Genomic DNA, 12,930 nt, shown 5'->3' with positions numbered 1-12,930 from the left:
GTTCAAAGCAATTAGGCCAAACTTACGCCATTGCTGTATGCCATTTTTTACCCGCTTTACTCATCAGTACAAAAATACCTGGAACAATAATCAACATCTGCACAGCAATCATGACTTGAGGCTCCATTCCCAGTCGCTGAACTGTCCCAACCACTAATCCAGAACCACTCATCTGGAACAAGCCCAATAAAGCGGCAGCAGTTCCAGCCTTGTCGCCAAATGGCGCCAAGGCTTTACCTGCTGCAGCACCCAAAACCAAAGCAAATCCAATCGAAGACAAGAAGATTGGTAACATAAACGCTAAGGCTGTCTGTATCTCAGCTAGGGCCAGCATTGCGATGCCACCGAAACCAAGCGTCATGATGCCCACGACCAATGTTTTATGTGTTCCATACTTTTCCATAAACTTAGGTGCCGTCATGCAAGTGACGATATTGATCACTGCATTGATACCAAACCACATGGTAAATTCATTCATGGTGAGCCCCTGTTTTTCCATAAGAACAACAGGTGCAGAGGTAACATAAGCTAGAATGACAGACATCGCCAACATACAGAGTGATGCGTGGAATAAGAATGAAGGTGTTTTAACGACCGCTAGATAGCGGCTGAGACGAAATACGGGCTCTTTGCTGGGTGCCGGATTGGTCTCTTTCATACCCATACACATCACAATAAACGCGAGTATGGCAAACCCAGCCATGAATGAGAAGTTAGAGCGCCAACCAAACTGTTGAGTAAGCCAACTGCCAAGAATTGGAGCTAATGCCGGAATAAAACAAATAGCGCCATTCAAGTAACTGATCATCTTGCCACTTTTTTGTGGTCCAAAAATATCGCGAACTGTTGCAAAAGCTGCCACTGATGTCGCACACGCACCTAAGCCTTGCAGCAGCCTAGCAGCTAGCATCCATTCAATATTTTGAGCCCCCCACGCCAATAAGGCACTCAATGCATAGATACTAATACCACCCAATGCAACAGTTCGACGTCCTATCTTGTCAGCTAGTGGGCCAGCAAATAATTGACCAACACCCATAGCGAACAAAAACCATGTAATCGTATCTTGCGCAAGTGCGTGTTCCACGTGAAACGCCTGAGAAATCTGAGGTAAAGCAGGCAGATAGATATCAATTGCCAAGGGGCTGAATAGCACCAACAAGGTGAGCAACACCATTTGCATTTTACCGTGATTTTGTTGAGAAGCAGTTTGCACGAAGAAGACTCCCGCATAGAATTGATGAAATTGTTTGCAGTGTAAGCTAGTCTAGATATGACTTCCAATGACGCTTTATCATTAAAGATATTCCCTTAAGGAATTTCATGTGCATATAGAAAAACTCGCCCGTCTCGACCTCAACCTTTTAGTCTGCCTCAAAGTACTTGCTGAAGAACTTAATGTCACTCGAGCCGCCCACCGTTTGTGCTTAAGCCAATCGGCGGTCAGTAAAAGCCTCGCCAAGTTACGCATACAGTTTGAAGATCCTCTTTTTGTTCGCCACGCTCATGGATTAAAGCCGACACCAAAAACACTGTTCCTCAAGCCCAAACTGGATAGCCTGATTAACCATTTGGAACAAATCACTCAACCAGAACAATTCGCACCAGACTCGAGTGATCACAAGTTCCAAATTGCCGCTGTAGAAAGTGTGTATCCGTTGATCCTACCCCATTTCTTACCTGAGATTTTTAAGCGGGCACCAGGCGTCACCATCAGCACACATTCTTGGGCAGACCAAACCTTTAAGCAGATTCAACGTGGCGAAATTGATCTCGGTATCACAGGAAAAGACATCGATATCAATGATGCTAAGCTGACCATGTTGCCGCCCAACGATATTTGTGAGCAAGAAATCTATCGAGACAATCAGATGTGTCTGTTGCGCCATAACCACCCGATTCTCTCAGGTAGCTGGAATCTCGATACTTATCTTGAACAAAGGCACGTTCAAGTTCGCTGTGATGGTAATGACCGCTGGTTATTGGATTACAGACTCGCAGACATAGGTAAAGAGCGCGATATCGCCATCACGGTACCAGACTTTAATAGCGCAGCTAGCCTCTGTTCCTATACCGATTTCATCTTCACAGCACCTAGTCATTTCGTGAAGTTATCGTCTAAACAACTAGGCCTCACCGTATTGCCTCTACCACTAGAATTCCCTCCGATGGCCTACACTTTGTTCTGGCATCGAGATAGAGAAAATGATCCTGCGTTGTCTTGGTTACGTCGAATAATTACGGATAAAACCACTGCATTGAGATGATTTGCAGGCTGACGGTAAAAGGAGTAGCTTATTGCCACATCGTCCGTTTTCTTGAAAGGACGCGTGAATAAATGATAAAGGATTAATAGATGCTTACCACTACTGAACAACGTTTGGCGGCCATTCGTGAATGGCTAGTTCAGCACAATATAGATGCGTTGCTCATCCCACATGAAGATGAGTACCTAGGCGAATATGTGCCCGCTCATAACGAACGCTTGCACTGGTTGACGGGCTTTACTGGTTCTGCGGGTGCTGCAGTAATTACACAAGACAAAGCCGCAATGTTTGTCGACGGTCGCTACACCGTTCAGGTGACCAAAGAAGTACCAGCCGATCTATTCGAATACCGTCACTTGATCGAAGAGCCAGCTTTGGACTGGGTGAAAGACCAGCTTTCTCAAGGCCAAACGGTCGCGATAGACCCAAGAATGCACAATTCCGCTTGGCTAACGATGGCACAATCAAAGCTTGCAGGTTCACTGGAACTAAAAGTAATTGCTAGTAACCCTATCGACGAACTTTGGCATGACCGCCCTGACCCCGTCGTTTCAGACGTACGTCTGATGGCGACAAAAGCCGTGGGGCAATCATGTGAGTCTAAGCGAAAAGAGATTGCCCAGCTGGTTGCTCAGGCAGGCGCCGATAGCGCGGTAATAACCGCTTTAGATTCCGTCTGCTGGCTGCTCAACGTGCGCGGTTTAGATGTATCTCGTCTTCCTGTTTTGTTATCACATGTCATTCTCCATGCCGATTCAACTTTGGAATATTTCCTAGACCCTACTCGCTTACCTGAAGGTTTCGCTCAACACGTAGGTGAAGGCGTAAGTGTGCATCACCCAGAAGCCCTAAAAACGCGCCTCGAAGCTTTGTCAGGAAAAAGTGTCTTAGTCGACTCAGCGACAAGCAACGCATGGTTTAAGTTAGTACTTCAGAACAGTGGTGCTAACGTTGTAAGTGCTGCCGATCCTTGTCTTATGCCAAAAGCAGCGAAAAACGCTGTTGAAATTGCTGGTATGAAAGCGTGTCATATTCGTGATGGCGTGGCGATGAGTCAGTTTTTGTGTTGGCTAGATGATGAAGTAGCAAATGAAAGACTGCATGATGAAGCTACTTTGTCAGACAAGCTGGAATCATTCCGTAGACAAGATCCAACCTTGATGGATCTTAGCTTTGATACGATTTCCGCAGCAGGCGGAAACGCAGCCATGTGTCACTACAATCATGAGAATCAGCCTGAACCTGGTAAGCTAGAACTCAATACACTTTACTTGGTCGACTCTGGCGGTCAATACCTCGATGGCACCACAGACATCACCCGTACAATCGCTATTGGTCAACCAAGTGACGAAATGATTAAGCAATTCACACTTGCACTGAAAGGCCATATTGGTGTTGCTCGCGCACGCTTCCCGAAAGGCACACGTGGTTATCAGATTGACACATTAGCACGCCAGCATTTGTGGGCTGAGGGATTTGATTATGACCATGGCACAGGCCATGGTGTGGGGCACTTCCTCAATGTCCATGAAGGCCCTGCCAGTATATCGAAGCGACAGATTGATGTTCCTTTAGTCGAAGGCATGGTGCTTTCAAACGAGCCGGGGTATTACCGCGCTGATGCTTTTGGTATTCGTATCGAAAACCTTGAACTGGTCGTAGAAACAAAAACTAACGGCGATTTCCCAGTCCTTTGTTTCGAGTCCCTCACTCGTTGTCCGATTGATACTAGAAACATCAATGTCGACATGTTGACTAAACCAGAATTGAATTGGGTAAATGAGTATCACCAAAAAGTCTGGAACGATATCAGCCCATTAGTGCAAGGTGATGTTAAAACTTGGTTGGAAAAATCAACTCAACCAATAGCACATAGCTGATCGCTATTTCTTCAGCAAATAAAAAGCTCTCCATTGGAGAGCTTCTATTGATGTTTCACGTGAAACATAACTGCTTTTACGATTCAACCAGAGTAAGCTGAGTGCCAGTCTTTCCAAACAGGGTCAAACCCTTTCGCTCTAATCATCGCCTCTACTGAACCAGCGCTTCTTTCATCACTTATCTCAAACTGTTCTAATTCTGCTTCTCCATTGGCATAGCCACCGGGTTGAGTCTTCGATGCGGCGGACATTGACGTAACACCAAGCGGCAAAACATTGTCTCTAAATTCCGGTGACTCGCGAGTAGACAATGACAGTTCAACTTCAGGGTTCAGTAAGCGAAATGCACAAATAAGCTGTACTAGTTGTTTGTCTGTCATCACTGACTTAGGTTGAAGCGCACCCTCGCAAGGCCTTAAGCGTGGGAAAGAGATCGAGTATCGAGTTTGCCAATAGGTGCGTTCAAGATAATCGAGATGCGCAGCTACATAAAAGCAGTCAGTTCGCCATTCTTCTAGCCCAATCAATGCACCAATTCCTATCTTATCAATACCTGCTTTTGCTAACCGGTCCGGAGTTTCCAAGCGATATTCAAAATCCGTTTTGTTGCCACGCAAGTGATGTTCCGAATACGTCGAAGGGTGATAAGTTTCCTGATACACCATGACAGCATCGAGACCCAGTGTTTTGAGTTCTGCGTACTGCTCTTGTTCAAGCGGCTGCACTTCCATCGCTAAATAATTAAATTTCTCTTTTATAACGGGCAACATCTCACGAAAATAATTCATCCCGACTTTAGTTTCATGCTCACCAGTGACTAGGAGAACGCTATCAAACTTCATGCGTTTAATGGCTTCAACCTCGGCTTGGATTTCATCTTTATTCAATGTTCGCCGTTTAATACGATTCTCCATTGAAAAGCCACAATAGGTACAAGCATTAGCGCACAAATTCGATAAGTATAGGGGAATGTACAATGACAGCGTATTACCAAATCGCTTTCTAGTTAATGCGTATGACAGCTGAGCCATTTGCTCCAAGTAGGGTTCAGCTGCTGGTGATAGTAGCGCCTTGAAATCTTCCAGATCTCTTTTGGGTTTCGCTAGCGCTCGCTCAACATCCTTAGCTGTCTTGGCATAAATTGACATCGAAGTGTCATCCCAACTCAGCTTTTTGAATTGATCAACAAAAGTCATTCTCAATACCTACTCTAACTAAAGTTCATCGAGAAAAGACGTCAACGGACTTGATGCCACCGCATGAGAGACCTGGCCCGCTAAACCGGCTTCATAGGCCATTCGCCCAGATTCAACGGCCATTTTAAATGCAGTCGCCATCGTAACCGGGTCGGCTGCGGCAGCAATCGCAGTATTGACCAATACGGCATCTGCACCCATTTCCATCGCGCGCGCTGCATGGGAAGGTGCGCCAATACCAGCATCAACAACAACAGGAACGTTAGCTTGGTCAATAATGATCTCAAGAAAATCATGCGATGCTATGCCCTTATTTGAGCCAATTGGAGCTCCTAAAGGCATCACTGCTGCACACCCTACCTCTTCCAATCGCTTACACAAAACAGGATCAGCATGACAGTAAGGCAGTACCGTAAACCCATCTTTGACCAGTTGCTCCGCTGCAGATAGCGTTTCTATCGGATCAGGCATTAGATACTTAGGGTCTGGATGAATCTCAAGTTTGAGCCAATTGGTACCCAGAGCCTCTCTTGCTAAGTGCGCGGCAAATACTGCATCTTTGGCATTCTTTGCTCCCGAAGTGTTAGGCAATAAATGCACTCCTGCTTCAATTAAAGGCTGAAGAATATCATCTTGTTGATCGTGTATATCAACACGCTTCAAAGCCATAGTCGCCAGTTGTGAGCCCGACACCTTAATCGCCTGTTCCATTAGAAATTTGTTGGCGAACTTTCCAGTGCCCGTAAACAGTCGTGATTTGAATTCTCTATCTGCAATGTTAAGCATCGTTATTACCCCCCAGCCATGGCTTGAAAAAGTGAAATCGCATCGCCTTCATTGAGGCAAGTGGTTGGCCAATCACTACGCGGCACAACGGTATTGTTAATGGCAAAGACGCATCCGACTTCAGGCAGTGAAAACTGTTGAATGATATTTTTTAGGCTCGCACCTGCGCTGACACGCTGAGACTGTTCATTGATGATTATGTGTATTTCGCTCATTGCTTCACTTCTTAATTATGTAGTTTGGTTGTTATTGACTGCACACAGAACACTGCCGGTCGCGTGTAATCGTCATCACTTGCCAATTAAGTTTTAGTCCATTGAATAGGTGCAATTGGCCAATCGGAAAATCAAAATGTCCTAATGCCAATTTCTGTAATGTCGCTAAGGCTTGATAGTTGCCTAAGGTGCCGACGACAGGACCCATGATTCCATTTTCACTGCATTTGCTTGGTTTGATTAGCTCATCAAAGGGGTAGAGACATCGATAACATCCAGACTCCTTGTTCGATGAATAATCGAAGACAGCAAATTGTCCTTGCCAACCAATAGCGGCCGCGGAAACAAGCGGCTTACTTTGTTGATAGCAAACTAAGTTAATCAACTGACGCGTTTGAATATTGTCGGTACAATCTAAAACCACATCCGCTAACATCACTTCTAATGCTAATTGAGGTGCCTCTAACCGCTTGCCAATGGTGCGTATCTGCACACCTGCATTCAGCTGGTTTAACTGTTGGCGTATGGCCTCTGTTTTGGCTTTACCGAGATTGTCCTCACGATAGACAATTTGACGTTGTAGATTACTAGAATCAACATCATCATCATCGACCAACACCATTCGCCCTACTCCAGCTGCAGCTAAATACAGACTCGCTGCACTGCCCAATCCGCCACAGCCAATAATCAAAACATGCGATTGAGTAATATTTTCCTGCCCATACTCGCCAATTTCCGGCAGAGAAATCTGCCTTTGGTAACGTAGGAAATCTTGGTCACTTAGCATGCAGAAACCTCCTTCAAAACATCAACACTAATGTTTCCCCGCTCTTCGGCTGTTAACTGAGTAAAGAATTCAATCGCATGCTCCAGTGATGGCGCGTTAGTGATAGCACTCACCAGCGCCAAGCTAGTAACCCCACAATTCCATACTGAACGCGCATTGGATTGAGTAATGCCACCAATCGCGACGGTAGGTATGCCTGTCGAATTTATATAAGGCATGGTATTAACCAGCTTTTGATAGAGTGCCAGTTTCACTAGCCCTTGAGGGTTGGTTGCGATTTGTTTCGTCTGGGTGGGAAAAATATGACCCAAAGCTAGATAACTTGGATTAGTCTGTGCAACTCGAAGCAACTCATAATAACCGTGGGTCGATAACCCTAGACGCAAATTGGCTTTAGCTAATTCAGCTAAGTTGCTTTCCTCAATATCCTCTTGACCTAGATGAACACCATAAGCCTGATGTTTAATTGCTAGGCGCCAGTGATCATTGACAAAAACCTGAGCATCATGTCGACGACCAAGTGCAACCGCATCTTTAACTTGTTGCTCCAAATCATTTGCCAGTGGGTCTTTAATTCTCAACTGAACAGTTTTGACACCACTTTCTAAAAGCTTCTTGACCCATTCAACGCTATCAACAACTGGGTAAAGCCCTAAATCACATTTAGATACGGATGGAAATGCCAATTGGTTACCTGATTTAATCCAGTCAGCGCTAATTCCTAGTCGGTGATCTTCGAGAACAGGGGATGGAAAATCGATAATGTTCTCCGCCCATGTTTCACGTGAAACATTCACCATGGCTCGTGAAAGTGTAAGAGCATCTTCAAGTGTAAATGCCAAGCTGATGAGGGTAACAACCCATGCAAAGTGACGTTTACGATCAAACTCTGATTGATTGACTGAACTCGCTAACGCACATACTTGATCACGACTAGGGTCTAGCCAGATATCTAGTACCTGATTTACATCTAAGACATCAATGTAAGCGTGAGATGAAGCTATTATGGACCTAGATGGCTTGATAGTGATCCCAGAGCAATACTCGATAAAGTACGTGCATTCATGGCCCACCACAACGGACTCCACTAAATCTGTAGCCAACTTTGTCCATTCTGAGCCATGAGATATTTGAACTGTTTGAGCTGGACTGACGCCCAGCTCAATGTTTTGTATCTCGAAACCTTTTTCCTTGGCCAGCTGTAAGCATTGCTCAATTTCAGGTTTGACATCAGCTAACGCTGTTGGAATAAGGATCTTTGCCATTACTCCTCCGTTACAGCCGTAGCAGCGGGATGGTAAAGCTCTGAGCCCGTGTCACGAAACTCCTTCGACTTCTGACGCATACCTTCAAGTGGATCATCCAACATTTTGACACTGATCGCTTGGTCCGCTGCTACTTGCTCAGTATCTTTGGCGTATTCACGCACTTCTTGTGAGATCTTCATTGAGCAGAATTTTGGACCACACATAGAGCAGAAATGGGCGACTTTACCCGATTCTTGAGGCAGGGTTTCATCATGGAAAGCACGTGCAGTATCAGGATCGAGCGCAAGGTTAAACTGGTCTTCCCAACGGAACTCAAATCGTGCTTTTGATAGTGCATTATCGCGCACTTGTGCTCCTGGGTGCCCTTTAGCTAAGTCGGCAGCGTGCGCGGCAAGTTTATAGGTAATCAGCCCAGTTTTTACGTCTTCTTTATTAGGCAGGCCTAAGTGTTCTTTTGGGGTCACATAACACAGCATTGCACACCCGTACCAACCGATCATCGCCGCACCAATACCTGATGTAATGTGGTCATAGCCCGGAGCAATATCTGTGGTTAGAGGGCCGAGCGTATAGAAAGGGGCTTCATGACAATGCTCTAGCTGCTCTTCCATGTTCTCTTTAATCATATGCATTGGCACATGTCCTGGGCCTTCAATGATCACCTGAACATCATACTCCCATGCGATCTTTGTAAGCTCTCCAAGGGTGCGTAATTCTGCAAACTGGGCTTCATCATTTGCATCGGCGACAGAGCCAGGACGCAGGCCATCACCAAGCGAAAGCGCCACATCGTATTTAGCACAGATTTCACAGATCTCGCGGAAGTTGGTATAGAGGAAGCTTTCCTGATGATGAGCAAGACACCATTTAGCAATGATAGAGCCACCGCGTGAAACAATGCCTGTCACGCGTTTGGCTGTCATAGGTACATAGCGAAGGAGTAAGCCCGCATGGATAGTAAAGTAATCGACGCCCTGCTCCGCTTGCTCAATTAAAGTGTCGCGCATCACCTCCCAATTGAGGTTTTCAGCAACGCCGTTCACTTTCTCCAATGCTTGATACATAGGTACTGTACCAATTGGGACAGGGCTATTACGCAGAATCCATTCGCGAGTCTCGTGAATATTACGACCAGTAGACAAGTCCATCACTGTATCGCCCCCCCAACGTGTCGACCAAACCAGCTTTTCAACTTCTTCCTCAATTGATGAGGTCACAGAGGAGTTACCAATGTTGGCGTTTACCTTCACAAGAAAGTTACGACCAATGATCATAGGCTCAGATTCTGGGTGATTGATGTTTGAAGGGATAATGGCACGACCCTCGGCGACTTCTTTTCGCACGAATTCAGCGCTGATTTCATCGGGAAGATTGGCACCAAAACTTTGCCCAGGGTGCTGCTGATTGAGAACCTGATCCCGATACTTTGCTCGGCCCATATTTTCGCGTAATGCAATGTACTCCATCTCAGGTGTGATAATACCTTTGCGGGCATAGTGCAGCTGAGTAACGCATTGGCCATCTTTCGCACGGCGGATGCGTGGCAAGTTGCCATATCGAAGCTCATCGAGCGTTTCATCTTTCAATCGCTGCTTGGTGTATACAGAGCTGACATCATCGAGTACTTCTGTATCGCTACGTTTTTCTATCCATTCCTCTCTCAGTTTAGGTAAGCCACTGTACAGGTCTATTTTATGCGTAGGATCGGTATAGACGCCTGAAGTATCATAAACACGTACTGGCTCATTTGGCTCAAAAATTGGAGAGTCTTTGGTACCCCCAATCAAACTATCTGCGAGAGATATTTCGCGCATCGGGACACGAATGTCAGGGCGTGAACCCTCAACGTATACTTTGCGAGAATTTGGGTACGGTTGTACAGAAAGAGAATCAATGAACTGTTTTGCTTCCAGTCTCGCTTGCTTGCGACTCGACATAGCATTTTTCCTTGCTTTGTTATTCTAGATAAAAAGATTTTGGATAAAAATGCTTGGCGGATAGATGCGACAAGAGGAGTCAAAATCCAGGTGATGCGACTAGAGTGTTAACTAATGATCACCGAAACAACTTCGACTATTTGATAGATGCACCCAGAGAGAACTCTGGTGTAGGTATCGTCTCTTGTTCCCTTCGCAGGTGTTAGCCTGATCAGGTTCAACGGATCCCGAATTAACGGTCTCAGCCTTATGGCACTCCGACAAGTAAAATCAGTATATAAAAACGGCCTGGTGAAACCAAGCCGAGCTGTCTATTTTTAGAACAATTTTATCAAGTATTAGCTTTTGATCAGAATTTGAAAGCCAATCCAAGCCGCCGATATACTCAAGACAACATTGAGCAGTACATTTAGCCCCATCTTGAAAAATGCACCTTGTTGCATAAGAAGTACATTATCCATGGAAAAGGTTGAGAAGGTGGTCAGTGCGCCAAGGAAGCCTAGGCCGATGATTTGACGCCATGGTTCGGTGGCCAACACTTCATTTTCAAAAGCGGCAATCAACAAGCCCATAATAAATGAACCCACAACGTTGACCGTGAGCGTACCATAGGGGAAACCTCGCCCGAGTAATACCGCGCAAAATTCTGAAACCAAGTATCGTGAGCATGCACCAAAGGCACCACCTAATGCGATAAATCCAAGTATAGAAAGTTGTCCCATGGTTCCTCCTGTCACATTCTGCCGTATTGTATCTGGAATAAGGCTATTTTCGAATCAAAATCGCAACACATTATCTCAAATTAATTTTGAAATTTAAAAAGTTACAGGAGTCACTTTACCTCGATGTAACCCATTAGTCCGGTTTTCATGTGTTCAATGACGTGGCAGTGATACATCCAGCGCCCTGGATTATCGGCAACAAACGCCGCTTTGGCTCTACCGTTTTTACCTAGTAGTACGGTATCGGTATGGAACGGTTCAGCAATCTTTTTACCGTCCATTTCCAGAACAGTGAATGTATGACCATGAATATGAATTGGGTGGTGATATTGGGTAACGTTCTTCAAATCAAATATATAAGTTTTACCGTACTCGAGCGTCGCCAACGGAGCCGGGATGTTATCTTTACTCATGCCTTCCCACGCTCTCTTATTGGTTAACCAGAACTTGGGCATAGCTTTACCATCTTTACTCGTTGGAGTAACCGCTCCCTCCCACTCAAAAACAAAGTCAATTTCCTCAGCATTAGCCAAATCAAGCTGGGGCACTGGATTCAATGGTAACTTGGGCAACAGCTGAGACTCAGGCAAAGAGGAATCGACAACTTCGAATTCACACAAAGGAAATGGGAAACGCCCCTTCATTTGACGAACATAGACACGTTCGCCAGCTTGAGGAGCAATAAGACCTATATCAACCCTCATTCCTGGGCCAACTTTATGCTGATATAGCTTATAGGGCGTTTTTACGGGGTTACCATCGATAGCGATGACCCATGCCTCAGCACCTTCCACTACAATCGGGTAGGTAATGGTATTATCGACGTTGGCGATTCGTAACCGTGTTGTTGCTCTGGTCTTGAGTTGGTAAATCGGCTCATGTACTCCATTCACACTGCTCCACTCCCCTGGAGTGCCCATTCGCGCGCTCATACGCGGGATCATTAAGTCTTTCCACTGGCCTTGTTTATCGAGGTGCCAGTGCTTGAGCATCAACTCGTGTTCTTCATCGAAGACAACAGGCTGACTTTCTTCGACAATGATCAGCCCAACTAACCCCATTCCAAGCTGCTTAACACTGTTCATGTGCGGGTGGTACCAGAATGTGCCGGCATCAGGTGGTGTAAATTCATAGCTGAAGGTCTCACCTGGCATGATAGGAGGCTGGCTAAGGAATGGGACACCATCCATTTCAATCGGTATTCTCAGGCCATGCCAATGGATGGTAGTAGGCTCTGATAGCTTATTAGTGAATCTTATGATGACAGGCTCACCTTGACGACAACGAATCGTTGGGGCAGGAATCTGTCCATTGAATCCAAGCACTTGGGTTTGATAACCAGGCACCAATTCTGCAGTAGCAGGTTCAGCCGTTATATCGTAGACATAGCGCCCCTCAGGATCGGTTGAACGATTGACTGAGCAAGCGGGCAAAATACTGAGCGCCGAAATGGCGAGTGAGGATTGCAGGAAGCGACGACGAGAAATTTCCATATACTTATAACTTTTAATGATGCATCCGCAAAATGTAACAAACTATTAGTAATAATTCTCACCAAGAGAGCAAGTTTTGGCAAACCACGATAAATTGGATGTACCAATTTGGAGTTGGCTTAAGAAATATCTCATTCATTGCTGCTCAATCTAAAAGAGTACTGGCCTATACGACTTAAGCGATTAGTTGGAATTTAGGGCCGGATGCTCTGCTCTTGTAGCTGGAACTCGCAGTCGATATGAGATGACTATTCATATGTCATATGCTCTAGAAAATAGAAATTCCTGATATGTGATGCTTTGGTAATTAGGGTAATCAGTAAACAGTGAATTGAAAAGGGCTCTAGTCTTTCTGAAGATGGCAGGGATGGAGAGATTG

General features: G+C 45.4%; 11 protein-coding genes and 1 riboswitch. Of the genes, 2 read left to right on the top strand and 9 right to left on the bottom strand.

What is annotated here, in order from left to right:
* Positions 1–22 precede the first annotated feature (22 nt).
* Complete coding sequence (locus OH455_RS21085; protein ID WP_206376358.1) at positions 23–1,216, bottom strand: multidrug effflux MFS transporter; 1,194 nt, start codon at positions 1,214–1,216, stop codon at positions 23–25.
* A gap of 109 nt (positions 1,217–1,325) precedes the next feature.
* Between OH455_RS21085 and OH455_RS21080 the strand changes: the two genes are divergently transcribed.
* Complete coding sequence (locus OH455_RS21080) at positions 1,326–2,267, top strand: LysR family transcriptional regulator (RefSeq protein ID WP_045977558.1); 942 nt, start codon at positions 1,326–1,328, stop codon at positions 2,265–2,267.
* 89 nt (positions 2,268–2,356) lie between these two features.
* Positions 2,357–4,147 carry an aminopeptidase P family protein gene (locus tag OH455_RS21075; RefSeq protein WP_269982712.1) on the top strand — a complete coding sequence of 597 codons (1,791 nt, stop codon included), beginning with the start codon at positions 2,357–2,359 and terminating at the stop codon, positions 4,145–4,147.
* Between the two features lie 83 nt (positions 4,148–4,230).
* On the opposite strand, the gene thiH is transcribed toward OH455_RS21075, so the two are convergent.
* From thiH to OH455_RS21035, 8 genes are all read right to left on the bottom strand, one after another.
* Positions 4,231–5,343 (bottom strand): 2-iminoacetate synthase ThiH, encoded by a 1,113-nt coding sequence (gene thiH, locus OH455_RS21070; RefSeq protein ID WP_269982711.1) that lies wholly within the window; start codon positions 5,341–5,343, stop codon positions 4,231–4,233.
* Positions 5,344–5,361: 18 nt separating this feature from the next.
* Positions 5,362–6,129: a thiazole synthase gene (locus tag OH455_RS21065; protein WP_269982710.1), complete on the bottom strand. Its 768-nt coding sequence runs from the start codon at positions 6,127–6,129 to the stop codon at positions 5,362–5,364.
* Between the two features lie 5 nt (positions 6,130–6,134).
* Positions 6,135–6,344, bottom strand: a complete 210-nt coding sequence (gene thiS, locus OH455_RS21060; RefSeq protein ID WP_269982709.1) for a sulfur carrier protein ThiS — start codon at positions 6,342–6,344, stop codon at positions 6,135–6,137.
* A gap of 31 nt (positions 6,345–6,375) precedes the next feature.
* On the bottom strand, positions 6,376–7,131 hold the full coding sequence (locus tag OH455_RS21055) for a HesA/MoeB/ThiF family protein (protein WP_206371112.1): 756 nt from the start codon (positions 7,129–7,131) through the stop codon (positions 6,376–6,378).
* Positions 7,125–8,396, bottom strand: a complete 1,272-nt coding sequence (locus tag OH455_RS21050) for a thiamine phosphate synthase (protein ID WP_269982708.1) — start codon at positions 8,394–8,396, stop codon at positions 7,125–7,127. Before OH455_RS21050 ends, OH455_RS21055 begins: the two co-directional genes overlap by 7 nt.
* The gene (gene thiC, locus OH455_RS21045) at positions 8,396–10,336 is read right to left on the bottom strand and encodes a phosphomethylpyrimidine synthase ThiC (protein ID WP_269982707.1); all 1,941 of its coding nucleotides are present in this window, start codon (positions 10,334–10,336) and stop codon (positions 8,396–8,398) included. Before thiC ends, OH455_RS21050 begins: the two co-directional genes overlap by 1 nt.
* A 171-nt stretch (positions 10,337–10,507) precedes the next feature.
* Positions 10,508–10,606, bottom strand: a riboswitch (TPP riboswitch).
* 68 nt (positions 10,607–10,674) lie between these two features.
* A complete protein-coding gene (gene crcB, locus OH455_RS21040; protein WP_269982706.1) occupies positions 10,675–11,058 on the bottom strand; it encodes a fluoride efflux transporter CrcB in 384 nt (127 codons plus the stop codon).
* A gap of 110 nt (positions 11,059–11,168) precedes the next feature.
* Complete coding sequence (locus OH455_RS21035) at positions 11,169–12,551, bottom strand: multicopper oxidase family protein (protein ID WP_269982705.1); 1,383 nt, start codon at positions 12,549–12,551, stop codon at positions 11,169–11,171.
* Between the last annotated feature and the right edge of the window lie 379 nt (positions 12,552–12,930).

The sequence above is a fragment of the Vibrio sp. T11.5 genome (assembly GCF_027587155.1).
Taxonomy (GTDB): Bacteria; Pseudomonadota; Gammaproteobacteria; order Enterobacterales; family Vibrionaceae; genus Vibrio; species Vibrio neptunius.
The sequence above is the reverse complement of the archived record's forward strand: the minus strand, read 5'-3'. Positions and strand labels throughout refer to the sequence as shown.